At 67.5% G+C, this 24,868-nt stretch carries 21 protein-coding genes; 14 read left to right on the top strand and 7 right to left on the bottom strand.

Annotated features, from left to right (window positions below; genetic code table 11):
* Positions 1-4 precede the first annotated feature (4 nt).
* Both uvrA and uvrC read left to right on the top strand, forming a co-directional pair.
* The gene (uvrA, locus tag ACYVI5_RS05170) at positions 5-2,896 is read left to right on the top strand and encodes an excinuclease ABC subunit UvrA (protein WP_460579273.1); all 2,892 of its coding nucleotides are present in this window, start codon (positions 5-7) and stop codon (positions 2,894-2,896) included.
* A 6-nt stretch (positions 2,897-2,902) separates the two neighbouring features.
* Complete coding sequence (uvrC, locus tag ACYVI5_RS05175) at positions 2,903-4,891, top strand: excinuclease ABC subunit UvrC (RefSeq protein WP_460579274.1); 1,989 nt, start codon at positions 2,903-2,905, stop codon at positions 4,889-4,891.
* A 45-nt stretch (positions 4,892-4,936) separates the two neighbouring features.
* On the opposite strand, the gene ACYVI5_RS05180 is transcribed toward uvrC, so the two are convergent.
* The gene (locus ACYVI5_RS05180; protein ID WP_460579275.1) at positions 4,937-5,764 is read right to left on the bottom strand and encodes a M23 family metallopeptidase; all 828 of its coding nucleotides are present in this window, start codon (positions 5,762-5,764) and stop codon (positions 4,937-4,939) included.
* A 279-nt stretch (positions 5,765-6,043) separates the two neighbouring features.
* Between ACYVI5_RS05180 and rapZ the strand changes: the two genes are divergently transcribed.
* The 8 genes from rapZ (at position 6,044) to ACYVI5_RS05220 (ending at position 12,583) form a co-directional block, all read left to right on the top strand.
* Positions 6,044-6,928, top strand: coding sequence for a RapZ family nucleotide-binding protein (gene rapZ, locus ACYVI5_RS05185; protein ID WP_460579276.1), 885 nt, complete (start codon positions 6,044-6,046; stop codon positions 6,926-6,928).
* An 84-nt stretch (positions 6,929-7,012) separates the two neighbouring features.
* Positions 7,013-7,990 (top strand): DNA-binding protein WhiA, encoded by a 978-nt coding sequence (gene whiA, locus ACYVI5_RS05190; RefSeq protein ID WP_460537632.1) that lies wholly within the window; start codon positions 7,013-7,015, stop codon positions 7,988-7,990.
* Positions 7,991-8,083: 93 nt separating this feature from the next.
* A complete protein-coding gene (locus ACYVI5_RS05195; protein WP_460537630.1) occupies positions 8,084-8,710 on the top strand; it encodes a superoxide dismutase in 627 nt (208 codons plus the stop codon).
* A 101-nt stretch (positions 8,711-8,811) separates the two neighbouring features.
* Complete coding sequence (gene gap, locus ACYVI5_RS05200) at positions 8,812-9,822, top strand: type I glyceraldehyde-3-phosphate dehydrogenase (protein ID WP_460579277.1); 1,011 nt, start codon at positions 8,812-8,814, stop codon at positions 9,820-9,822.
* 22 nt (positions 9,823-9,844) lie between these two features.
* On the top strand, positions 9,845-11,062 hold the full coding sequence (locus ACYVI5_RS05205) for a phosphoglycerate kinase (protein WP_460579278.1): 1,218 nt from the start codon (positions 9,845-9,847) through the stop codon (positions 11,060-11,062).
* Positions 11,050-11,874 carry a triose-phosphate isomerase family protein gene (gene tpiA / locus ACYVI5_RS05210; protein WP_460579279.1) on the top strand — a complete coding sequence of 275 codons (825 nt, stop codon included), beginning with the start codon at positions 11,050-11,052 and terminating at the stop codon, positions 11,872-11,874. Before ACYVI5_RS05205 ends, tpiA begins: the two co-directional genes overlap by 13 nt.
* Positions 11,875-11,926: 52 nt before the next feature.
* The gene (secG, locus tag ACYVI5_RS05215) at positions 11,927-12,172 is read left to right on the top strand and encodes a preprotein translocase subunit SecG (RefSeq protein WP_460537622.1); all 246 of its coding nucleotides are present in this window, start codon (positions 11,927-11,929) and stop codon (positions 12,170-12,172) included.
* 42 nt (positions 12,173-12,214) lie between these two features.
* Positions 12,215-12,583, top strand: a complete 369-nt coding sequence (locus tag ACYVI5_RS05220; protein WP_460579280.1) for an RNA polymerase-binding protein RbpA — start codon at positions 12,215-12,217, stop codon at positions 12,581-12,583.
* Between the two features lie 196 nt (positions 12,584-12,779).
* Here the strand turns inward: ACYVI5_RS05220 and pgl are convergent, their stop codons facing one another.
* Genes pgl through tkt form a run of 6 tightly spaced genes read right to left on the bottom strand, consistent with a single transcriptional unit; the run spans position 12,780 to position 20,945 of the window.
* Complete coding sequence (gene pgl / locus ACYVI5_RS05225; RefSeq protein ID WP_460579281.1) at positions 12,780-13,550, bottom strand: 6-phosphogluconolactonase; 771 nt, start codon at positions 13,548-13,550, stop codon at positions 12,780-12,782.
* Positions 13,547-14,512: a glucose-6-phosphate dehydrogenase assembly protein OpcA gene (locus ACYVI5_RS05230; RefSeq protein WP_460534025.1), complete on the bottom strand. Its 966-nt coding sequence runs from the start codon at positions 14,510-14,512 to the stop codon at positions 13,547-13,549. Before ACYVI5_RS05230 ends, pgl begins: the two co-directional genes overlap by 4 nt.
* Complete coding sequence (zwf, locus tag ACYVI5_RS05235) at positions 14,509-16,047, bottom strand: glucose-6-phosphate dehydrogenase (protein ID WP_460579282.1); 1,539 nt, start codon at positions 16,045-16,047, stop codon at positions 14,509-14,511. The genes ACYVI5_RS05230 and zwf overlap by 4 nt, the downstream gene beginning before the upstream one ends.
* An 18-nt stretch (positions 16,048-16,065) precedes the next feature.
* The gene (locus tag ACYVI5_RS05240; protein ID WP_460579283.1) at positions 16,066-17,679 is read right to left on the bottom strand and encodes a glucose-6-phosphate isomerase; all 1,614 of its coding nucleotides are present in this window, start codon (positions 17,677-17,679) and stop codon (positions 16,066-16,068) included.
* Entirely contained in the window at positions 17,676-18,803 is a 1,128-nt protein-coding gene (gene tal / locus ACYVI5_RS05245; RefSeq protein ID WP_460579284.1) for a transaldolase, read from the bottom strand. The genes ACYVI5_RS05240 and tal overlap by 4 nt, the downstream gene beginning before the upstream one ends.
* Positions 18,804-18,851: 48 nt before the next feature.
* Complete coding sequence (tkt, locus tag ACYVI5_RS05250; RefSeq protein ID WP_460579285.1) at positions 18,852-20,945, bottom strand: transketolase family protein; 2,094 nt, start codon at positions 20,943-20,945, stop codon at positions 18,852-18,854.
* A gap of 262 nt (positions 20,946-21,207) precedes the next feature.
* Between tkt and ACYVI5_RS05255 the strand changes: the two genes are divergently transcribed.
* The 4 genes from ACYVI5_RS05255 (at position 21,208) to ACYVI5_RS05270 (ending at position 24,744) form a co-directional block, all read left to right on the top strand.
* The gene (locus tag ACYVI5_RS05255) at positions 21,208-22,128 is read left to right on the top strand and encodes a protoheme IX farnesyltransferase (protein ID WP_460534015.1); all 921 of its coding nucleotides are present in this window, start codon (positions 21,208-21,210) and stop codon (positions 22,126-22,128) included.
* 2 nt (positions 22,129-22,130) lie between these two features.
* On the top strand, positions 22,131-23,135 hold the full coding sequence (locus ACYVI5_RS05260) for a COX15/CtaA family protein (protein WP_460579286.1): 1,005 nt from the start codon (positions 22,131-22,133) through the stop codon (positions 23,133-23,135).
* Positions 23,136-23,951, top strand: coding sequence for a carbohydrate ABC transporter permease (locus ACYVI5_RS05265; RefSeq protein ID WP_460579287.1), 816 nt, complete (start codon positions 23,136-23,138; stop codon positions 23,949-23,951).
* A 109-nt stretch (positions 23,952-24,060) separates the two neighbouring features.
* Complete coding sequence (locus ACYVI5_RS05270; RefSeq protein WP_460534009.1) at positions 24,061-24,744, top strand: DUF899 domain-containing protein; 684 nt, start codon at positions 24,061-24,063, stop codon at positions 24,742-24,744.
* Positions 24,745-24,868 lie beyond the last annotated feature (124 nt).

Genomic DNA, 24,868 nt, shown 5'->3' on the forward strand with positions numbered 1-24,868 from the left:
CGCCGTGTCGATCTCGAAAGTGGAAACCCACTCCAAACTCAGCGTTCGCGGTGCCCGCGTGCACAATCTCCGCAACGTGGATGTCGAGATCCCGCGGGATTCGCTGGTCGTCTTCACCGGGCTCTCCGGGTCGGGCAAGTCGTCGCTCGCGTTCGACACCATCTTCGCCGAAGGGCAGCGCCGCTATGTCGAGTCGCTGTCGGCCTATGCCAGGCAGTTCCTGGGGCAGGTGGACCGTCCCGATGTCGACTTCATCGAGGGCCTCAGTCCGGCGGTGTCCATCGACCAGAAGTCCACGAACCGCAACCCCCGATCGACGGTCGGCACCATCACCGAGATCTTCGACTACATGCGGCTCCTCTGGGCGCGCATCGGCGTTCCGCACTGTCCGGTCTGCGGTGAGGTCATCCAGCGGCAGACGGTGCAGCAGATCGCCGACCAGCTCATGGAGCTGGAGCCGGGAACCCGCTACCTCGTACTCAGCCCGGTGGTCAAGCAGAAGAAGGGCGAGTTCGTCGACCTGTTCGCCGAGCTGTCGGCTTCCGGCTACTCACGTGCCCTCGTCGACGGGGAACAGGTGCAGCTCTCCGCCCCGCCGACGCTGAAGAAGCAGTACAAGCACGACATCTCGGTCGTCGTAGACCGCTTGGTCGCGGGCCCGGACATCCTCACCCGCCTCACGGACTCGCTCGAGACCGCGCTTCGCCTGACCGACGGACTCGTCTCGGTCAGCTTCGTCGACGAGTCGGGGCCGGATGCGACGCGCAACTTCAGCGAGAAGCTCGCCTGCCCGAACGGGCACCCGATCCAGCTCACCGAGATCGAGCCGCGCACGTTCTCGTTCAACGCGCCGTTCGGTGCCTGCCCCGAGTGCTCCGGCCTCGGCACTCGCATGTCGGTCGACGAGGAACTGCTGCTCGGCGACCCTTCGCTGAGCATCTCGGAGGGCGTGATCCTGCCGTGGAGCACCCAGGGCAAGGGCCTGTATCAGTACTACGACAAGCTGCTCGACGGCCTCGCCCGCGATCTCGACTTCGATCTGGATGCGCCGTGGGACGAGTTGCCGCGCACCGTGCGCGACGCGATCCTGCGCGGCAAGGACTTCAAGGTCAAGGTCAAGTGGCGCAACCGCTATGGCCGCGAGCTCAGCTACACGTCGGGATTCGAGGGTGTGGTGCCGTACATCGAGCGCCAGTACCTGCAGGCGGACTCCGACACCCAACGGCAGCGCTGGGCCGAGTACCTGCGCGAGGTGCCGTGCCCGGTGTGCCAGGGCAAACGGCTGAAACCCGAGGTTCTGGCCGTTCTCATCCACGGCCACAGCATCGCCGACGTCGCCGACCTGAGCCTGGCCGACGCCAGATCGTTCATGAACAAGCTCGAACTGACCGAGCGGGAGCAGGTCATCGCCGCCCAGGTGCTCCGCGAGATCAAGGTGCGCCTCGACTTCCTCATCCAGGTCGGGCTGAACTATCTCAGCATGGGCCGCGCGGCCGCGACGCTTTCCGGCGGCGAGGCGCAGCGCATCCGGCTCGCCACCCAGATCGGCTCCGGCCTCACCGGGGTGCTCTACGTGCTCGACGAACCGAGCATCGGACTCCACCAGCGCGACAACCGGCGGCTGATCGACACGCTCGTCGCCCTGCGCAACCTCGGCAACACGCTCATCGTGGTCGAGCACGACGAAGACACCATTCGCACGGCGGACTGGATCGTCGACATCGGGCCGGGAGCGGGTGAGGGCGGTGGCCGCGTCGTGCACTCCGGCACGTACGACGAACTGCTCGACAACGCGGAGTCCCTCACGGGCGACTATCTCGCCGGTCGTCGTGTGATCGAGACGCCCGCCGTGCGCAGGCCGGTCGACCCGGGACGGATGCTCCGCGTCGTCGGCGCGAACGCCAACAACCTGCGCAACCTGACGGTCGACTTCCCGCTCGGCGTCTTCGTCGCCGTCACCGGCGTGAGCGGCTCGGGCAAGTCATCCCTGGTGAACGACATCCTGTACCGGGTGCTGGCGAACCGCCTCAATGGTGCGCGCAAAGTGGCGGGCAAGCACACCCGCGTCACCGGCACGGAGCACCTCGACAAGGTCGTCCACGTCGACCAGGCGCCGATCGGCCGTACACCGAGGTCGAACCCGGCGACGTACACCGGCGTGTTCGACCGCATCCGCACACTGTTCGCGGAAACCGCCGAAGCGAAGGCTCGCGGCTACCTGCCCGGCCGGTTCAGCTTCAACGTCAAGGGCGGGCGCTGCGAGGCGTGCTCAGGCGATGGCACGATCAAGATCGAGATGAACTTCCTGCCCGACGTGTACGTCGCGTGCGAGGTCTGCGGGGGAGCCCGGTACAACCGGGACACGCTCCAGGTGCACTACAAGGGCAAGAACATCGCCGAAGTGCTCGACATGCCGATCGAGGAGGCCGCGGAGTTCTTCAAGCCGATCTCCGCCATCCACCGCTACCTGCAGACACTCGTCGACGTGGGGCTCGGCTACGTGCGACTCGGACAGAGCGCGACAACCCTCTCCGGTGGCGAGGCCCAGCGCGTGAAGCTCGCGACGGAACTGCAGCGACGGAGTAACGGCCGCAGCGTCTACGTGCTCGACGAGCCGACCACGGGGCTGCACTTCGAAGACGTGCGCAAGCTGCTCGAGGTGCTGAACGGTCTTGTCGACAAGGGAAACACGGTCATCGTGATCGAGCACAACCTCGACGTGGTCAAGTCCGCGGACTGGATCATCGACCTCGGTCCGGAGGGCGGCTCAGGCGGAGGTCGCATCATCGCGACGGGCACACCGGAGAAGATCGCGACCGTCAAGGGCAGCCACACCGGCGTGTTCCTGCGCGAGATGCTGGATGCCGACTCTCGCGTCGAGCAGAAGACCGCCTGATCCGCGATGGCAGACACCGTCCCGTATCGTCCCAAGACCGGCGAGATTCCCACCGGACCGGGCGTCTACCGGTTCAGGGACGCCAAGAAGCGCGTGCTCTACGTCGGCAAGGCGAAGAACCTCCGCGCCCGGCTGAGCAACTACTTCCAGCCACTGCGCAATCTGCACGAGCGCACCAGGCGCATGGTCACCACGGCCGCCAGCGTGGAGTGGACGGTCGTCGCCAACGAGTTCGAGGCTCTGCAGCTCGAGTACACGTGGATCAAGGAGTTCAACCCTCCGTTCAACGTGCAGTTCCGCGACGACAAGACCTACCCGTACCTCGCGGTCACGCTCGCCGACGAGGTGCCGCGCGCCATGGTCACCCGCAACCGCGGCATCAAGGGGGCGCGCTACTTCGGCCCGTACACCAAGGTGTGGGCCATCCGGGAGACGCTCGACCTCATGCTCAAGGCGTTCCCGATGCGCAGCTGCTCAGACGGCGTGTATCACAGGGCTGAGCTGACCGGCCGCCCCTGCCTGCTGGGCGACATCGGCAAGTGCGTCGCACCGTGTGTGAGCCGGGTCACCCTGGATGAGCATCGCGAGGTGGCCGACGACTTCGTGTCGTTCATGGCCGGCAACGACACCAGCTACGTGCGTGCCCTCGAGCAGCGGATGCGCGAGGCCGCCGAGCACCAGGAGTACGAGGCGGCGGCCCGCCACCGCGACAGTATCCAGGCCATGCGCGCCGTGATGGAGAAGACGGCCGTCGTGTTCTCGGACGACGTCGACACGGATGTCTTCGGCATCGCCGACGACGAGCTCGCCGCAGCGGTTCACCAGTTCATCGTGCGAAGCGGCCGCATTCGCGGAACACGTAGCTGGGTGGTCGACAAGGAGCTCGACGTCGACGTCGCCCAGCTCGTCGAGACGGTGCTGGAGAATGCCTACGAAGGAGAGTTCGCCCCGCCGCGCGAGATCCTCGTCCCGGTGCTGCCTGATGACGCAGCCGAGCTCGAACTGTGGCTCGGCACGCGCCGAACGCAAGGTGCGCAAGGCACGCGCAGCAGGGGAGTGGCGCCGTCCAAGGTGCGACTCCGCGTCGCACAGCGCGGGGAGAAGGCCGCGCTGGCGCAGACCGCTGAGACGAACGCCAAGAACGCGCTCATGCTGTACAAGACCCGGCGAAGCGCGGACTTCGTCGCGCGGTCGCAGGCACTCGAAGACATCCGGGATGCGCTGGGCATGCACGAGGCGCCGCTGCGCATGGAGTGCTACGACGTCTCGCACCTCTCCGGCACCAACATCGTCGCGTCGATGGTCGTGTTCGAAGACGGCCTTCCGCGAAAGGACCAGTACCGCAGGTTCAGCATTCCCGCTTCCACCGACGACACGGAATCCATCTACCAGGTGCTCACCCGGCGGCTCGCGTACCTGAAGTCCGACCCGGACGAGGCCGGCACAGATGCCGTCGAGGAGGCGAGCAAGGGGCCGGCGACGGCGGACGCGGACGGTTCGGATGCTGCGGGTACGGCAAACGACATCGCGGAGGCCGAGGTGGGCCGGCGCCCGCGCAAGTTCTCGTATCCGCCGCAGCTGCTGCTCGTCGACGGCGGGCAGCCCCAGGTCGCGGCGGCGAGGCGTGCGCTGGAGGAGTCCGGTGTGACGGGCATCCAGCTCGCAGGGATCGCCAAGCGACTGGAAGAGCTGTGGCTGCCGGACTCCGACTTTCCCGTCATCCTGCCCCGCAACAGCGATGCCCTGTTCCTCGTGCAGCGCATTCGTGACGAGGCGCATCGCTTCGCGATCACGTATCAACGCGCTCGTCGGAAGCGGGACATCGCTTCGGTCCTCGCCGACGTGCCCGGACTGGGCCCGGCCAGGGTGAAGGAGCTGTTGCGGCACTTCGGCTCGGTCGCCGAGCTGAAGAAGGCCGGCGTGGAGCAGATCGCCGAGGTGCGCGGCATCGGCCCGCGGCTCGCCGCGACGGTCGAGGAGGCGCTGCGGGGCTGAGTCTCGGAGCGGGAGTCAGCCGGAACTACAGACTCGCCGGTGCCGTCAGCCCGCGTTCGCCCGCAGCCAGGCCAACGGATCGACGAGGCCGCCGTTGACCCGCACTTCGAAGTGCAAGTGGTTCGCGGTCGACTGCCCCGTGCTGCCGACGAGACCGATCAGCTGTCCCACGGCAACGGTGTCTCCCGCCTGCACGGCACGACTCCCGTATGTCATGTGGCCGTAGGTCGTCTCCACCCGCTGCCCGCCGATCTCGTGCTCGATGACGACTCCGACGCCGTAGCCGTAGTAGCTCTCGCTCGAGACCTTCACCGTTCCGGCGGCCACGGCGAAGATCGGCGTCCCAGCACCCACGAGCAGGTCCACGCCCTGGTGCTCGCCACCCCTTGCCATGAATCCGTCGCCGATCGAGTCGTAGTAGGGCAGCGGCCAGCGCACCGCGCCGGAACCAGCGGCGACCATGTTGAGGTCGACGTTGCCGAGCGCCGATGCCGCCTGCTTCGCCTTCGCCGCTGCAGCGGCCGCCGCCTTCGCGCGGTCCAGCTCTTCCTGAGTCGTCGCGGAGAAGTCGTCGTGTTGCGGATCCGGTGCCATGACGGCCCCGATGGCGAGTCGCTGAGCGGCGCCGTGATGGTACGACATCGTCGCAACCGGGTCGCCCTGCGGCGACGAGGCGAAGGCCGGCAGCGAGACGGTCGCGAACATTCCGCCGACGACGCCGAAGATGAGGAACGCACGCAGCGCCCGCCGGACTCCTCCCGCAGTGCCGCCACGACGAGTCGCCTGACGTTCCTTGCCCGTATCTGCGCGCCGGATGCGCGTGCTGCGGAGGTCGGCCGGGGCGGCCCGGTGTTTCGTGCGGGATTCGTTCATAGGGGATTCGTGTCGTCGTCGGCCTCGGTGCGGTTGAATCCGTACGGAAACGTACCGGGGCAAGACCGACCGTCTGAAAGTACTCGAAGATTACGGTTCTGTCACGTTCCGACACGAGGCAGACATCCGTCTCTCCGTCACCGGAACCGCCGTCGCAGGTCTGCCAGCCCCGCCAGCACTGGCCGAACGGCGTTGCCGATAGGCTGGTGTGAGCCCGATCACGCCGAGCGCCGAGCACCAGGGACGGCGTGGCGGAGCACGCGGCGTGGTGGAGGACGCATGGGCGAGGAACCCGAGAGCTCGGAGCAGCAGGAGCTGTTGATCGTCACCGGCATGTCCGGAGCGGGTCGTTCCACGGTGGCCAACGCGCTGGAAGACCTCGACTGGTACGTCGTCGACAACCTCCCGCCACAGATGCTGCGCCCGCTCATCGACCTGGCCGGCCGCGCAGGGTCCCGACTGCCGCGGGTCGCGGCTGTCGTCGATGTGCGCGGCCGCGGCCTGTTCTCCGACCTGCAGGAGATGATCCAGTCTTTGCGCGGCGGCGTGCAGGTGCGCGTGCTGTTTCTCGACGCGACGGATGCCGCGCTCGTGCGCCGCTTCGAGTCCGTGCGCCGTCCGCACCCGCTGCAGGGAACCGGCACGATCCTCGACGGCATCACTGCCGAACGTGCCCGCGTACGCGAGCTGCGCGAATCTGCCGACATCATCATCGACACGTCGGACCTCAACATCCACCAGCTCGCCGTGGAGATCAACCAGATCTTCGCTGCTCAGGACTCCGCAGACATCCAGCTCACGCTGATGAGCTTCGGCTTCAAATACGGACTGCCACCGGATGCCGACCTCGTCGCCGACGCGCGCTTCCTGCCCAACCCGTTCTGGCAGCCCGATCTGCGCGCGCTCACCGGTCTCGACCCGGAGGTGCGCGATTTCGTGTTCGAGCAGACGGGCGCCGTGGAGTTCGTAGACGACTACTCGAAGGCACTGCGTCCGGTGCTGGAGGGGTATCGCAGAGAGAACAAGCGGCACGCCACCATCGCGGTAGGCTGCACTGGGGGCAAGCATCGCTCGGTGGCCATGGCGGAAGCGCTGGCCGCTCGTCTGCGCGATGCTCCCGGCGTCGCAGTGGCGATCAAGCACCGCGATCTCGGCCGGGAATGACGCATCGCGTACCGCGTCGCCTCCCTGCCCGGACGGCAGCTACGACCGACACGAGACCTTTCAACACAGAACGGAACCACGCGATTGGCACTGACCGCTGACGTCAAAGAAGAGCTCCTCGGCGTCGAGGCGGGCAAGAACACGGTGCGTGCAGCGGAACTGGCCACCATCCTGCGCCTCGCCGGCGGACTCCATCTCATCTCCGGCCGCATCGCCGTCGAGGCGGAACTCGACTCGCCCGCACTGGCCCGTCACGTACGCAAGGCGCTCGCCGAACTGTACGGTGTGCGCAGCGAGGTCTCGGTCACCTCTGCCGGCGGCATCCGCAAGAACACGGTATATACGGTCCGCGTGCTCGAAGGGGGCGAGACGCTCGCCCGTCAGACCGGACTCCTCGACCAGCACCGGCGACCCATCAGAGGGCTGCCGAACCGGCTGACCACGGGCTCCAAGGAAGACCTGGCCGCCGTGTGGCGCGGCGCGTTCCTGGCGCACGGCTCGCTCACCGACCCCGGCCGGTCCGCTGCTCTGGAGATCACCTGCCCTGGGAACGAGTCCGCGATGGCGCTGGTCGGCGCGGCCGGCCGCCTCGACATCCCTGCGAAGGCGCGCGAGGTGCGCGGCGTGCACCGTGTGGTCATCCGCGATGGCGAGGCGATCAGCGCGATGCTCGCCCGCATGGGTGCGACGGGCACCGTGCGCACCTGGGAGGAGTTGCGGCAGCGCCGGGAGGTTCGTGCCACTGCCAACCGCCTGGTGAACTTCGACGATGCGAACCTGCGGCGTTCCGCGCAGGCCGCCGTCGCCGCGTGCGCACGAGTCGAGCGCGCCATGGAGATCCTCGGGCCCACCATCCCGGATCATCTGCGCTACGCAGGAGAACTGAGGCTCTCGCACCGCGACGCCAGCCTGGATGAGCTCGGCCACCACGCGGACCCGCCCATGACGAAGGACGCCGTGGCCGGCCGCATCCGCCGCCTGCTCGCGATGGCGGACAAGCGCGCCGCCGATCTGGGCATCCCCGGCACCGAGGCCAGCCTTCCTGCCGACCTCGACCTGTAGCCACCCCAACCTCCAGCGCGCTCACTAAACTGGAACGGTTGCTCAGACCGCGCTGCGCACCTCGCACGCGGGTCGATCACGAGGAGAGAGTGAATGGCTGACTACACGCTTCCTGACCTTCCATACGACTACTCGGCGCTCGAGCCGAACATCAGTGGCCGGATCATGGAACTGCACCACGACAAGCACCACAAGGCCTATGTCGACGGGGCGAACACCGCCATCGCCAAGCTCGCCGAGGCGCGCGACAACGACGACCTGACGAACATCAACAAGCTGGAGAAGGATCTCGCCTTCAACCTCGCCGGCAACGTCAACCACACTGTGTTCTGGACGAACCTCTCGCCAGACGGCGGCGACAAGCCGACCGGTGAGCTGGGCGCGGCGATCGACGAGTTCTTCGGATCGTTCGACAAGTTCCGCGCGCACTTCACGGCGTCTGCGCTGGGCATCCAGGGCTCCGGATGGTCGATCCTCGCCTGGGACTCCCTCGGGCAGAAGCTCATCATCGAGCAGCTCTACGACCACCAGGGCAACCTGGCGACGGCGACCGTTCCGCTCCTCATGCTCGACATGTGGGAGCACGCGTTCTACCTCGACTATCAGAACGTGAAGGCGGACTACGTCAAGGCGTTCTGGAACATCACGAACTGGGCCGACGTGCAGGAGCGCTTCACGCGGGCGCGCGAGAAGACCTCGGGCCTGCTGGTACTGTCGTAAGCGGGTCGGTGTCCCGGGCGGGAACCGCCCGGGACACCGTCGTCCGTTCGTCCCCCATCGAATCCAGCGCCTTTTCGGCGCCCCAGTAACAGGAGACATTCGTGTCCGTGAAGATCGGCATCAACGGGTTCGGCCGCATCGGTCGCAACTACTTCCGCGCAGCACTCGCGAAGGGCAGCGACCTCGAGATCGTCGCCGTCAACGACCTGACGGACACGAAGACCCTTGCACACCTTTTGAAGTACGACTCGGTCGGCGGCCGTCTTGACGCCACAGTCGAGGTCACCGACGACAGCATCGTGGTGAACGGCAAGCCGATCAAGGTTCTGGCGGATCGCGACCCGGCGGGCCTCCCATGGGGCGAGCTGGGCGTCGACATCGTCATCGAGTCCACCGGTTTCTTCACCAACGCCGACCTGGCGCGCAAGCACATCGCGGCCGGCGCCAAGAAGGTCATCATCTCCGCACCCGCGACCGGCGAGGACGGCACGTTCGTCATGGGCGTGAACGAGGAGAAGTACGACCCGTCGACGATGAACATCATCTCGAACGCCTCCTGCACGACGAACTGCCTCGCCCCGCTGGCCAAGGTCTTCAACGACACGTTCGGCATCGAGCGCGGCTTCATGATGACCGCGCATGCCTACACGGCCGACCAGAACCTGCAGGACGGCCCGCACAAGGACCTGCACCGCGCACGCGCCGCAGCGATCAACATCGTGCCGGCATCCACCGGCGCTGCGAAGGCGATCGGCCTGGTCCTCCCGGAGCTCAACGGCAAGCTCAGCGGCTCCTCGTACCGCGTGCCGGTCCCAGTGGGATCGATCGTCGACCTGACGCTCGTCACCGGCCGTGAGAACCTGACCGTCGACGAGATCAACGCCGCATACAAGGCCGCGGCGGCCGACGGGCGGCTGAAGGGCATCCTGCAGTACAACGACGACCCGATCGTCTCCACCGACATCCAGCACAACCCGCACTCGTCGATCTTCGACGCCGGCCTCACGAACGCCAGCGGAAATCTGGTGAAGGTCTCGAGCTGGTACGACAACGAGTGGGGCTACTCGAACCGCCTCGTCGACCTGACCGAGTACGTCGCCGAGCGTCTCTGATCGCGACAGACGAGGAACTCGGTTGACCCTCCGCACTCTCGACTCGCTGGGTGCGCTCGCCGGTCGCACGGTCGTCGTCCGCTGTGATCTCAACGTCCCTCTGAAGGACGGGGAGATCACGGACGATGGTCGTGTCCGCGCGTCGCTGCCCACTCTGAACGCCCTCGTCGAGCAGGGCGCCCGCGTCGTCGTCATCTCGCACCTCGGCCGTCCGGACGGCGCCCCCGACCCGAAGTACAGCCTCGCGCCGGTGGCGGCGCGCCTCGGCGAACTGCTCGGCAAGCCGGTGCGCTTCGCCACCGACACGGTCGGGGAGTCTGCGAAGGATGCCGTCTCGTCGCTCGCCGATGGGGATGTGGCGGTGCTCGAGAACCTCCGCTTCAACCCGGGGGAGACGAGCAAGTCGGAAGATGACCGTGCCGCCTTCGCAGCGAAACTCGCCGCGTTCGGCGACGCCTTCGTCTCGGACGGCTTCGGGGTGGTGCATCGCAAGCAGGCGAGCGTCTACGAGCTCGCCAAGGCGCTGCCGAGCGCTGCCGGCCTGCTCATCGCGACCGAACTCGACGTGCTCGAGCGCCTCACCAGCAGCCCGGAGCGGCCGTACACGGTCGTGCTCGGCGGTTCGAAGGTCTCCGACAAGCTCGGCGTGATCGGGCACCTGCTGCCGCGCGTGAACACGCTGCTCGTCGGCGGCGGGATGCTGTTCACTTTCCTCGCCGCACAGGGCTACCACGTCGGCTCCAGCCTCCTGGAGGAGGACCAGCTCGAGACGGTGCGCGGCTATCTCGAGAAGGCGCAGGAGCTCGGCGTCGAGCTCATCCTGCCGACGGACATCGTCGTTGCGTCGAAGTTCGGCGCCGACGCGGAGCACGAGGTGCGTCCGATCGCGGGCATCGAGGACACCCCGTGGGGAGCATCCGGACTCGGCCTCGACATCGGGCCGGAGACGGCGGCGAAGTTTGCGGAGATCGTCCGTGAGTCGGTGACGGTGTTCTGGAACGGACCGATGGGCGTGTTCGAGCTGGCGCCGTTCGCCGCCGGCACCCGTGCAGTGGCCGAGGCTCTGACCGAGACGCGCGGACTCAGCGTCGTCGGCGGGGGCGACTCCGCCGCGGCCGTGCGCGCGCTCGGTTTCGACGACGATCAGTTCGGTCACATCTCGACCGGCGGGGGAGCGAGCCTCGAGTTCCTCGAGGGCAAATCGCTGCCAGGACTGGAGGTGCTGGGATGGCAGGTGTGACAACGGCTCGTGGCGGTGGACAGCCGCAAGGCGGCCGCGTTCCGCTCATCGCCGGCAACTGGAAGATGAACCTCGACCATCTGCAGTCGATCGCGTTCGTGCAGAAGCTGGCATGGAGCCTGAAGGATGCCCGCCACGACTTCGGCGCTGTGGAGGTGGCCGTCTTCCCGCCGTTCACTGACCTGCGCAGCGTGCAGACCCTGGTCGCGGCAGACAAGCTTCCGATCGTGTACGGGGCCCAGGATGTCAGCGAGCACGCCCCTGGTGCCTTCACCGGAGAAATCGCGGCAGAGTTCCTCGCCAAGTTGGACTGCACCTACGTCGTCATCGGCCACTCGGAGCGTCGCACGCTGCACGGTGAGACGGATGAGGTCGTCGCGGCGAAGACCGGAGCGGCGCTCGGCGCCGGGCTGGTGCCGCTGATCTGCGTGGGCGAGACTGCCGAGGACCTCGAGACGCACGGCGCCAGCGCCGTGCCGGTCGCGCAGCTGAACGCGGTGCTGGAGTCGCTCCCGAAGGGCACCGACTTCGTCGTGGCGTATGAGCCCGTGTGGGCTATCGGGTCGGGACAGGCGGCCACGCCGGAGCAGGCGCAGCAGGTCGCCTCAGCGCTGCGCGCCGCGATCGCCGAACGCCTCGACGACGACACCGCAAAGGGTACGCGCATCCTCTACGGCGGATCCGTGAAGGCGGACAACATCGCGGGCTTCATGCGTCAGCCGGATGTCGACGGTGCGCTCGTGGGCGGGGCGAGCCTCGATGTGGACGGCTTTTCGGCGATCGTGCGCTACCAGAAGCACGTCGGGGTTTGAGGAAATCGATATACTGATCCTCGCCTCCCGCAATCCGAAAGGCCCTTCACTCGTGCAGATTCTCACGGTCGTTCTCCAGGTGCTGCTCGGCATCACGAGCCTCCTGCTGACCCTCCTCATCCTGCTGCACAAGGGACGCGGTGGCGGTCTGTCCGACATGTTCGGCGGTGGCATGACCTCCAACCTCGGAGCCTCCGGTGTGGCTGAGCGCAACCTCAACCGCATCACGGTCGTTCTCGGTCTGGTCTGGTTCGCCTGCATCGTCGTGCTGGGGCTCATCACGAAGTTCAGCGCGTAGCGACGCGTACGTCGTTGCCTTTCGCGCGATCAAGGAGGATTCATGTCAGCTGGCGGCAGCGCGATCAGGGGGTCTCGGGTCGGTTCCGGCCCGATGGGCGAGCAGGACCACGGCTTCCACGCAGAGCGGATCGCTGTGCAGTACTGGGACGCGCTCGGCAATGAGACCGTCCGTTACTTCGCAGCGAACCTTCCCGACGAGGAGATCCCGGACATCATCGATTGCCCGACGTCGGGCCTTCCCGCGGGCCGGGACAAGGAGAACCCGCCTGCGATGTCCAAGCTCGAGCCGTATAAGACGCATTTGGCCTATGTGAAGGAGCGCCGCACGGAGGAAGAGGCCGAGCAGCTCCTCGACGACGCGCTCAAGCAGCTTCGCGAGCGTCGAGGCAGGCTCACGCCGACCAAATAGCGCAAGTTCTCCGTACCAGCCGACGGACGCACTCACGTCGCTGCTTTCGAGCAGGTATCTGAAGCTGACCGGCACACGGCCGCAGGAGTCAAGAGCACGGGATTCCCTGACGGCGCGATGTATGGGACCTCCGGACAGCGCCTTCGCCCTCGACGCGTCGACCGCGCGCCTCAGCTGATCGCCTACACGGTGCCGGTCAATACTCCTGCGCGATGAGGCTCTCCGGAACCTCAGCCGAGGCATCCTGGTCGACGAAGAAGACCGTGCGCTTGCGGCCCTTCGCGCCCGCAGCCGGCACCTCCGTGTAGCTGGCGCCGGCAAGTGCCAGCCCGAGCGCGGATGCCTTATCTGCGCCGGCCAGCACGAGCCAGATGCGCGCGGACGCGTTCAGCACGGGCCGGGTCAGGCTGAGTCGTTCGGGCGGCGGCTTGGGGGAGTCCCGCACGGCGATCACGGTGCGCTCGGTCTCCCGGATGCCCGAGCGGTCGGGGAACAGCGAGGCGATGTGCCCGTCCGGCCCGACACCGAGGAACGTGATGTCGAAGCGCGGGTACGGCAGCCCCTTCTTCGAGAACCGCGCCAACTCCCGTGCGTAGGCATCTGCCGCGTCGTCGAGCCCGAGACCGGAGTCCGGTGCAGGGAACGGGTGCACGTTCGCCGCCGGGATCTCGAGGCTGTCGAGGAGCGCTTCCCTCGCCTGCTTGTCGTTGCGATCGTCGGAATCCGCGCCCACCCAGCGTTCGTCGCCCCACCAGAAGTGCACCTTCGACCAGTCGACGGAGCCGCGAGCTTCGGACCCGCCGACGGCTGCGAGCACGCCGATGCCCACGGTGCCGCCGGTGAGGCACACGTGCGCCTTGCCCCGGTCGGCGACGAGGTCGGCCGTCTTCGAGAGGAAGCGTGCTGCGACGGCGGAGACCAGGGCGTCCCGGTCGTGGTGCACGAGCACGCGCCGTTCACCGGTCATCGTGCCGCCGCTTCCTGTTCCTCGGACTCCAGAAGCGGGAGGCCCTTGGTCAGGACCCTTCCGTACAGCTCGTCCGGATCGAGTCGGCGCAGCTCCTCGGCGAGGCAGTCGCGCAGGTTACGCCGGGGGAGCGCGAGATCGTGCGTCGGCTCTCCGGGCTGGCTCAGCGTCGCGACATCGGGGATGTCGCGCACCAGCTCGATCGTTCCCGATGCCCTGCGCAACTGGACGCCGTGGATGCCGCTGAGCCCGCGCTGCCGCGCCGTCAGGTCGTGCTGCACGGGGGCATCCAGCTGAAGGCGCAGCCACGCGGCCAGCAGCACCGTCGACGGGGAGTCGGGCGCACCTGAAACTTCGACCGACTCGACCGGCTCGTACGGGGGCTGGTCGAGCGCGGCCGCGAGCTGGGCCCGCCACAGCGTGAGCCGCGTCCATGCGAAGTCGGTGTCGCCAGGCGCGTACGTCTCGGCGAGGTGCAGCAGCGCCTCGTGCGGGTCGCCGGCAGACGACGAGTCCGTGATGCGGCAGGTCGCGATGCGTCCGAGCGCCGAGGTGGACACCACGTCGGGCGCCGTGCCCGGCCACCACACGACGACGGGGGCATCCGGCAGAAGCAGCGCCGTCACCAGACCCTCTTCGTCGCTCGCGGTCTCCCCGTAGGCGCGTAGCACGATGACCTCGCTCGCGCCCGCATCGCCGCCGACGCGGATCTGCGCGTCGAGCCGGCTTGCGGAATCCGCGTGCGGATGATCGGGGTCTGCCGTCGAGACGACGATGACGCGCATCGGATGCTCGCGCGACGCCTCGTTCGCCGCCTCGATGACCTCTTCCTCCTGGCCGAGCCGGGTGGCGATGATCAGCGTGAGGACGCGGCCGAGTGCGACAGCACCGCCCTCCTCGCGGATCTTGATCAGTGTCTTCGACACATTGCTGCTGGTCGTGTCGGGCAGGTCGACGATCATGGGCGCCTCCAGGTCCGCCCGTCGCGGGCGAGTAGTTCGTCAGCGGATGCCGGGCCCCAGGTTCCCGGCCGGTACTGCTCCGGCACGCCGTGCGATGCCCAGAACTCCTCGATCGGGTCCAGGATCTTCCACGACAGCTCGACCTCTTCGTGGCGCGGGAACAGCGGCGGATCGCCGAGCAGCACGTCGAGGATGAGGCGCTCGTACGCCTCGGGACTGGCCTCCGTGAACGCATGGCCGTAGCCGAAGTCCATGCTCACGTCGCGCACCTGCATGCCGGCCCCCGGAACCTTGGAGCCGAACCTGATCGTCACGCCCTCGTCCGGCTGCACCCGGATGACGAGGGCGTTCTGGCCGAGCGCGCTGGTCTGCGACTCGGCGAAGAGCTGCTGCGGTGCACGCTTGAACACCACGGCGATCTCGGTGACGCGGCGGCCGAGGCGCTTTCCCGCTCGCAGGTAGAACGGAACGCCGGCCCATCGGCGGGTTCCGATCTCGAGCTTGATGGCGGCATAGGTCTCGGTCGTGGAATGCGGGTTCATCCCGTCCTCGTCGAGGAACCCGACGACCTTCTCGCCGCCCTGCCATCCGCCCGAGTACTGACCACGCGCCGTTGCGGTGGCCAGATCCTTCGGCAACCGAACGGCCTTGAGCACCTTCTCCTTCTCGGCACGCAGGTCGGCGGCGTCGAACGACACCGGTTCCTCCATCGCCGTCAGGGCGAGCAGCTGCAGCAGGTGGTTCTGGATGACGTCGCGAGCCGCGCCGATGCCGTCGTAGTAGCCGGCACGGCCGCCGACGCCGATGTCCTCGGCCATCGTGATCTGTACGTGGTCCACGTAGTTCGCGTTCCAGATCGGTTCGTACAGCTCGTTGGCGAAGCGCAGAGCCAGGATGTTCTGCACCGTCTCCTTGCCGAGATAGTGGTCGATGCGGAACACCGCGTCGGGCGGGAAGACTGTCTCGACGACCTTGTTCAGCTCGCGGGCTGTCTTCAGGTCGGAGCCGAACGGCTTCTCGATGACGACTCGGCGCCATCCCTTGGACTGCTCGGCCAGGCCGGAGCGACGCAGCTGCTCGGTGACGAGCGGGAACGCCTTCGGCGGGATCGACAGGTAGAACGCGTGGTTGCCCATCGTGCCGCGCTCGCGATCGAGTGCGTCGACCGTCTGCTTGAGCCGCTCGAACGCGGCATCGTCGTCGAACTCGCCGGGCACGAAGCGGATGCCCCGAGCGAGCTGGCGCCACACCTCGTCACGGAACTCGGTGCGGGCGTACTGCTTGACGGCGTCGTAGACAACCTTCTCGAAGTCCTGGTCCGCCCAGTCGCGCCGGGCGAATCCGACGAGCGCGAACCCTGGTGGAAGAAGGCCTCGGTTCGCGAGGTCGTAGACGGCGGGCATCAGCTTCTTGCGGGACAGGTCGCCTGTCACGCCGAAGATGATGAGGCTGCTCGGGCCCGCAATGCGGTTGAGCCGGCGGTCCTCCGGTACCCGGAGCGGATTATGATCCGCGGTGATTGCCACCGGTGACATGGATCTCCTCGTGTCGGTTCAGTCGTCCACGTCGCCGAAGAGGGTCTCGACGTTCGTGGTGGGGTCGGTGAGGGTGAGAGTGACAACGGGACGTCCGTGCTGTGCGAGCACGGCGGCATCCCCGTCGGCCTGAGCCTGGATCAGCTGGCCGAACGTGAACGGACGGTCTGGCACCTGCAGGTCGTCCGGCTCGCGGGCGAGGATCTGCAGGAACACGCCGACGGCGGGACCGCCCTTGTGGAACTGTCCCGTCGAGTGCAGGAAGCGCGGCCCCCAGCCGAACGTGACGGGGCGCTTGGCCCTGGCCGCCAGCAGATCACGGATGCCTGACAACTGCGGCAGCGCCAGCCGGTTCACGTACGCCTGGACGGCGACGTACCCGTTGACCGGCAGCTGCTCCAGCAGTGCACCGATGGCAGCATCCACGGTCGCCGCATCGCGGAGCACCGCGGGGTCGCCGCGGACCTCGATGCCGGCGTCGACGAAAGCCGGTTCCGTCGGCTCGGGACGCGCGTCCAGCAGGCCGCGTGCAGCCTTCTTGGCCGACTCGACGTCCGGCTGGTCGAACGGGTCGATGCCGAGAAGTCGGCCAGCAACCGCAACCGCGTACTCCCACACCAGGAACATGGCGCCGAGCGAGCCGGAGACCAGGATCTCGCCGCGATGCCGATCGGCAGGGAAGAGGTGGTGAGCCGCTGCGTTGTCGACCAGTCGCACGACCTGCAGGTCGGACAGGTTCTGCGACAGCTCGGGGGAGACCACGTCGAGCACGACGGGCAGGAACCCCTTGCCCTCCTTGCCGGTCGACTCCGCGATGAGCTGCTCGGCCCAGTCGGCGAAGCCCGCGATGTGCGTGCCGTCGGAGACGATACCGAGCTTGTCGCGCAGGGGCTTGGTGCCGGCGATGGCGGCACCAAGGATCAGCCCCGGGTTCGTCTCGTCGTCGATCGCGAGTTCGAGGGAGATGGTCTCGGCCTCTTCCAGCAGCTCCTCGATGTCGAAACCGGCGAGACCGGAGGGCACCAGCCCGAACGCGGTCAGCGCCGAGTAGCGACCCCCGACATTCGGGTCCGCGTTGAACACCGCGTAGCCGGCCTCCCGGGCGGAAGCATCGAGCGGCGAGCCAGGGTCGGTGACCACGACGATGCGCTCGGCGGGGTCGATGCCGGCATCCCGGAACGCCTTCTCGTATGTGCGACGGTGGCTGTCGGTCTCCACGGTGGAGCCCGACTTCGACGACACGATGAGCACGCTGGAGCGCAGCCTGTCGTTCACGGCATCGAGCACCTGCCCTGGATCGGTGGTGTCGAGGATGGTCAGCTCGAGGTTGCCCGTTCGCGTGATCACCTCGGGGGCGAGGGACGAGCCGCCCATCCCGCTCAGCACGAAGTGGTCGATGCCCTCGGCGAGGAACTTCTCACGAAGCTCGACGATCCGCGGCACGAGCGGGCGTGAGATGGCGACGGCCTCTGTCCAGCCGAGGCGGATGCCCGCCTCGGCCTCCGCGTCCGGCCCCCAGAGCGCCGCATCCTGAGCGGTGATACCGGAGGCCACCAGGTCGTTCACCAGGCCGGGCACGGCCGATCTGACCGCCGCTTCCGCGTCGCCCGAGACGTGGATCTTGAAGCTCACCGCACGGTCTCCGCCGCGCCCGCCTGCTGGAGCGCCGCGGTGACCGTGTCGAGCAGCTGAGCCCATGACACGTCGAACTTCTCGACGCCCTCGTCTTCCAGCGTCTGCGTGACGTCGTCGTACGAGATGCCCAGCGCGGCGATCTTGTTCAGCACCTCATTCGACTCGTCGTACGTGCCGGCGATCGTGTTGCCCGTGATCTCACCGTGGTCGAACGTGGCCTCGAGCGTCTTCTCCGGCATCGTGTTGACCTCGTCCGGCGCGACCAGCGTGGTCACGTACAGCGTGTCAGGGTACGAAGGGTCCTTGACGCCGGTGGATGCCCACAGCGGCCGCTGCTTGTTGGCTCCCGCCGCCAGCAGCACCTTCGCGCGCTCCGAGTCGAACGCCTGCTCGAACACCTGGTAGGCCAGCCGCGCGTTGGCCACCGCGGCCTTGCCCTTGAGCGCCTCGGCCTCGTCGGTGCCGATCGCACCGAGCCTCTTGTCGATCTCGGTGTCGACGCGGGAGACGAAGAACGAGGCGACCGAGCGGATGGTCGACAGGTCGATTCCGGCGGACTTCGCCTGTTCGAGACCGCTCAGGTAGGCGTCGATCACCTGCCGGTAGCGCTCGAGGCTGAAGATCAACGTGACGTTGACGCTGATGCCGGCGGCGGTCGCAGCAGCGATGGCCTCCAGACCCTCGACCGTGGCCGGGATCTTGATCATCGCGTTCGGCTTGCCGACCTTCTCCCAGAGCTGCTTGGCCTGGGCGGTCGTGCCTTCCGCGTCGTGCGCGAGAGAAGGCTCCACCTCGATCGAGACTCGGCCGTCCACTCCGCCGGATGCCTGAAAGACCGGAGCGAACACGTCGGCGGCGTTGCGCACATCCGTCGTGGTGATCTCGAAGACGGCCTCGTGCACGTCTTTGCCCTCTGCGGCGAGCTGACGCACCTGCTCGTCGTACGCGTCGCCCTTGGACAGCGCCGTGGCGAAGATCGTCGGGTTGGAGGTGACACCGACCACGTTGCGGGTGTCGATCAGCTTCTGCAGTCCGCCCGAGGTGATCAGGTCGCGGGACAGGTCGTCGAGCCAGATGCTCACGCCCTCGGCGGCAAGCCGTGCAGTGGGGGATTCGGTCATTCTTCTCGCCTCTTCTTCTCTTAGGTTCTTTCGCTCGCCCGACCGCGCCTACTGGGCCGCGATCGTCTCCTTGGCGGCGTTGACGACGGCGTCGGCGGTGATGCCGAACTTCTGGAACAGCGTCTTGTAGTCGGCGGATGCCCCGAAGTGCTCGATCGACACGCTGCGGCCCTTGTCGCCGATGTACGGGCGCCACGTGAGCGCACGACCGGCCTCGACGGAGACGCGTGCGGTGACGGATGCCGGCAGCACCGATTCCTTGTACTCCGCGCTCTGCTCCTCGAACCACTCCTGGCTGGGCATCGAGACGACGCGGGCGTTCACCCCGTCGGCCTTCAGTGTCTCGCGGGCGGCGACAGCCAGCTGAACCTCGGAGCCGGTCGCGATGATGATCACGTCCGGCGTGCCGCCCGGGGCCTCGGCCAGCACGTATCCGCCCTTGGCGACACCCGCCGCCGAGGCGAATGTGTCACCGGATGCCTCGCCATCGCCGCGCTCGAACACGGGGATGTTCTGCCTGGTGAGCGCGATGCCCATCGGGCCGCCGCGGCGCCTGAGCATCTCGAGCCACGCGTATGCGACCTCGTTGGCGTCGCCCGGGCGCACCACCGTGAAGTTCGGGATGGCGCGCAGCGTCTCCAGCTGCTCGATCGGCTGGTGCGTCGGGCCGTCCTCGCCGAGGGCGACGGAGTCGTGCGTCCAGACGAAGATCGACGGAATGCTCATCAGCGCGGCCAACCGCAGCGCGGGACGCTGGTAGTCGCTGAAGATGAGGAACGTGCCGCCGAACGGCCGCGTCGGGCCGTGCAGCACGATGCCGTTCAGGATGGCCGCCATCGCATGCTCGCGGATGCCGAAGTGCAGCACGCGTCCGTAGGGGTTTCCCGCCCACTCGTGCGTGGAGCGCTCGGTCGGCACGAACGAGGCGCCCGACTCGATCGTCGTGTTGTTCGACTCGGCGAGGTCGGCGGAGCCGCCCCACAGCTCGGGCAGCAGAGGCGCGATCGCGTTCAGCACCTTGCCGCCCGCGGCGCGGGTGGAGACGTCTTTGCCAAGCTCGAACACCGGAAGGGCATCCTCGACGCCGTCCGGCAGTTCCCCGGCGAGCAACCGGTCGAGCAGCGCCTTGCGCTCCGGATTCGCCTCCGCCCACTCGTCGAAGCCGACCTGCCACTCGGCCCGCTCCTGTGCGCCGCGTTCGATCGCTTTGCGGGTGTGCTCGATGACCTCGTCGGAGACCTGGAAGGTCAGCTCCGGGTCGAAGCCGAGAACCTCCTTGACGGCACGCAGCTCGTCGCCGCCGAGAGCGGAGCCATGGATCTTGCCGGTGTTCTGCTTCTTCGGGCTCGGCCAGCCGATGATGGTCTTCAGCACGATCAGCGACGGCTTGTCGGTGACGGCCTTGGCCTCTTCGATGGCGTCGAACAGCGCCTGCACGTCTTCGACGTACTGGCCCGTCTTCTTCCAGTCCACGACCTGCACGTGCCAGTGGTAGGCCTCGTAACGCGCCTTCACGTCTTCGGTGAACGCGATGTTCGTGTCGTCTTCGATGGAGATCTGGTTGCTGTCGTACAGCACGACGAGGTTGCCGAGCTCCTGGTGGCCGGCGAGCGAGGATGCCTCGCTCGTCACGCCTTCCTCCATGTCGCCGTCGCTGGCGATCACGTAGACGAAATGGTCGAACGGGCTGGTGCCGGGGGCGGCATCCGGGTCGAACAGTCCGCGCTCGAACCGGGACGCGTACGCGAAGCCCACGGCGGAGGAAAGTCCCTGGCCGAGCGGACCCGTGGTGATCTCGATGCCGTCGGTGTGGCGGTACTCGGGGTGGCCGGGTGTCAGCGAGCCCCAGGTGCGCAGCGCCTTCAGATCGTCGAGCTCGAGTCCGTACCCGCCGAGGTAGAGCTGCACGTACTGGGTGAGGGAGGTGTGGCCTGCGGAGAGCACGAACCGGTCGCGTCCCAGCCAGTGCTGGTCTTTGGGGTCGCGGCGCATGACGCGCTGGAACAGCAGGTACGCGGCCGGTGCCAGGCTCATGGCGGTGCCGGGATGCCCGTTTCCCACCTTCTCGACGGCGTCCGCGGCAAGGACGCGCGCGGTGTCTACTGCCTTGTTGTCAATGGGATCCCATTGCAGTGCTGCCACTTGAGACTGACCCTTCTTTATTCGTCGGTGCGAACGAGGGGCCCGTCGAACGGACCCGCACCGGTGAGAGGTAGTGCGCGCGCATCGATAGGCGAGCACACCCAAGTATAGGGAGATTGCCAGTTTCCAGCGGGCTGAGGAGGCCCTGCGCTGTGGCCACCCGACAAAACCCGGTGGCCGTGTGAACGAGTGTGACGGCGGGGATGGGCATCGACTCCATGACCTAGGATTGAGCGTTGAGTGTCGACGTGATTGAGGAGCGATGGACGTAGCCGCCACGAGCCGGACAGTACCGGCCAGGATCGGGTTCCGGCGCAAGTTCGCCGCCTACGTCGCCCTTACCAAACCCCGGGTGATGGAGTTGCTCCTCGTCACCACGATCCCGGTGATGTTCCTCGCCGCCGGCGGCGTGCCGAACCTCTGGCTGGTGGCCGCGACAGTGATCGGCGGCGCGATGAGCGCCGGCTCCGCCGCCGCGTTCAACTGCTACATCGACCGCGACATCGACAAGGTCATGCGGCGCACCAAGAACCGTCCGCTCGTGACAGGGGAGCTGACCCCCCGTGAGGCCTACGTCTTCTCCTGGGCGCTCGCCGTCGCCTCGACGGTGTGGCTCTACTTCACGACCAACTGGCTGGCCGCGCTGCTCTCGGTCGTGGCGATCCTGTTCTACGTGTTCGTCTACACGCTGTGGCTGAAGCGCCGCACGCAGCAGAACATCATCTGGGGCGGCATCGCGGGATGCTTCCCCGTGCTCATCGGCTGGGCCGCCGTGACGGAGTCGCTCGACTGGGCACCGTTCATCCTGTTCGGCGTCGTCTTCCTGTGGACGCCTCCGCACTACTGGCCGTTGTCGATGCGCTACCGCGACGACTACAAGTCGGTCGGCGTCCCGATGCTCGGCGTCACCCGTGGTCGCGCTGTCGTGGGACTGCAGGTCATCCTGTACGCCTGGGCGACCGTGGCGTGCTCGCTGCTCCTCGTGCCGGTCGCACACATGGGTCTCGTCTACACGCTCACCGCGCTGGCCGCCGGCGTGTGGTTCATCTACGAGACGCATCGCCTGTACTCGCTGGCCATCCGGCACGAGAACCCTTCCCCGATGCGGGTGTTCCACGGCTCCATCACCTACTTGTCGGTGCTGTTCCTCGCGATAGCCATCGACCCGCTCCTCCCGTTCTGATCGTGACGGTCAAGACTCCGCTCGGCTGGCTCGCCGACCGCTACACGCTCTCGCCCCGATCGCTGCGCTGGGCGTCCACGGCATCTCTCGTGGTCAGCGTGCTGATCGTGCTCGGCGGCGGCATCGTGCGCGTCACGGGGTCCGGGCTCGGATGCCCGACCTGGCCCACCTGCGACACGACGTCGCTGACGCCGACGCCGGCCATGGGCATCCACGCGGTCATCGAGTTCTCCAACCGCATGCTCACCGTCGTGCTGTGCATCGCCGTCGCATGGGTGATCATCGCCGCGCGGCTGCAGAAGCCGCGCGCACGCAGCATCACGCGGCTCGCCTGGTCGCAGTTCTGGCTCGTGGTGGTCAACGCGGTGGCGGGCGGCGTCAGCGTGTGGACCGGCCTCAACCCCTACGTCGTCGCCTTCCACTTCGTGATGGCGATGGGTCTGCTCACGACCACGACGCTCACCTGGCATCGCGTGCACGAGGCGGCCGTCTCGAAGGATGCCCTCGCACGCATCACGCCGCCGGCCCGTGTTTTCAGCTGGGTGCTGGCGGTGCTCACCGCGGTGCTGATCGTCGTCGGGACGCTCGTGTCGGGGTCGGGGCCGCACTCCGGCGACACCGTCGAGGTGCCGCGCATGGCCTTCGACTGGGTCGACATCACGATCGTGCACGGCGTGCTCGGAACGGTCACCCTCGTGGTGGCGATCGTGCTCGGGGTCGTGCTCTGGCGTTCACGTGCGATTACTCCGCTGCGTCGCACGGCGATGTTCGTCGGTGTGGTCGTCGTGCAGGCCGCCGTCGGCCTCGCACAGTCGCTGACCGCGCTTCCTTCGCTGCTGGTGGCGATCCACCTTCTGCTGGCGGCCCTGGTCTGGGTGGGCGTGCTCCGTGTGCTGCTCGACGTGAACCCCGGGCTGTTCCCGAGCGTGCACATGGCGACGGCCGAGCGGGCCGTCAACGCGGATCGTGCGAAGAGCACCGCGCCGCTGCCCGAACGGGCGAACTGAGTGCCGGCCGCGCCGGTGCGCCGGAGGGTGCGCTCCGCGGCCTCGTCGGGTGCGCGTCTCATCGCGATCGTCGTCATCTGCGCACTGGTCACCGCGCCGCTCTGGCCCGTTCTCGCGGCGGCGTTCCTGCCCGGCGCGCCCGGAGGCCGGCAGGGAGCGGGCGGACCGCTGGCGGGCATCCTCGCCACGTTCCGATTCACCCCTGCGCTGACGTGGCTGGGCAACAGTCTGCTCGTGGCCAGCGTGACGACGGCGGTCGCGATCGTCGTCGCGGCGCCCGCGGCCTACGCCCTGTCGCGGGGGCGGGGCCGGCTCGTCGCCGCCTACTCGCTCGTTCTGTTCATCGTGCAGTCGCTCCCGGTCGTCGTGCTGGTCATCCCGCTCTTCGTGCTGTTCGCCAGAGCCGGCCTTGTCGACTCGCTCGGCGGCCTCACGATCATCTACATCGGGCTGTCGGTGGCGGTGGCGGTCTGGATGCTCACCGCCGCCATCGACGCGGTGCCGCTGCGCCTAGAGGAGTCCGCCTGGCTCGACGGATGCAGCGTGCTCGGCTCGTTCGTACGAGTCGTGCTGCCCAGTTGCTGGCCGGGCATCGTCTCCACGGCGATCTACTGCTTCCTGCTCACCTGGAACGATTACCTCGTCGCTCTCGTCTTCATCAAGTCGAACGCGCTCTACACCCTGCCCATCGGGCTGCAGGCTGCACGCACTCCGGGACTCGTGCTGGTCATCGTGATCCCGCCGCTGCTCATCTTCGGGCTGCTGAATCGCTACTTCTCCCTCGGCGGCATCGCCGGTTCGTTCGCCGATCGCTGACGCGGAGATATTCGGCACCACCCGATCTCCGCTCACTCTGGTCTTTGTCGCAGGCCGCACCTAACGTGGCCATCATCGGCATAACACAGCGAACCGGTGGGAGATCCTCATGACTGCATTACCGCCCGTCGTCGATCAGGAGACCTGGCGCCGAGAACTGGAAGCTCTGCGCATGCGTGAGAAGGCTGCGACGAGGGAGCTCGACGCTGTCGCCGCCCAGCGCAGAAGACTGCCCATGGTGCGGATGCCCGACTACACGCTGGAGGGCGAGAACGGTCCGGTGCGGCTGGCCGACGTCTTCGAGGGCCGAAGCCAGCTGATCGTCTACAACCACATGTGGTTCGACGATGAGGAATGGCAATGTCCCGGATGCACCGGCTTCACCGCCCAGTTCACCCGCTTCGAATTCCTCGAGCCATACGACGCCCGCTTCGTCATCGTGACGCAGGGACCGATCGATGAGGCACTGGCATACAAGCAGAAGGTCGGCAACCGCTTCGACTGGTACTCCACAGCGAACAGCCCATTCGGCGCTGATGTGGACGCTCCCGCCGGCGGCGGATTCGCCGTCAACGTGTTCCTCCGCGACGGCGATACGGTCTACCGCACCTGGCACACGAGCGGGCGCGGCGTCGAGCAGCTCAGCCACACTTTCCCGCTGATCGATGTGCTGCCGTACGGCCGGCAGGAGGAGTGGCAGGATTCGCCGGAGGGGTGGCCGCAGTCGCCCACCTACAGCCGATGGGCGTCGCCGCAGGAGATCGCGGCCGCGTACGGCCGGCAAGACGACTGACCGCCGCGAAGTCGCGCCGACCCGTCGCGTCCGCTGAGCATCGGCCCATATTCGGCTCGGGCGCGGGGCCGCCCTGTAGAATCGAGTGGTTCAGGAGTGCACCGTTCGCACTCGCAAGCCATCC

Source organism: Humibacter ginsengisoli (genome assembly GCF_054780095.1).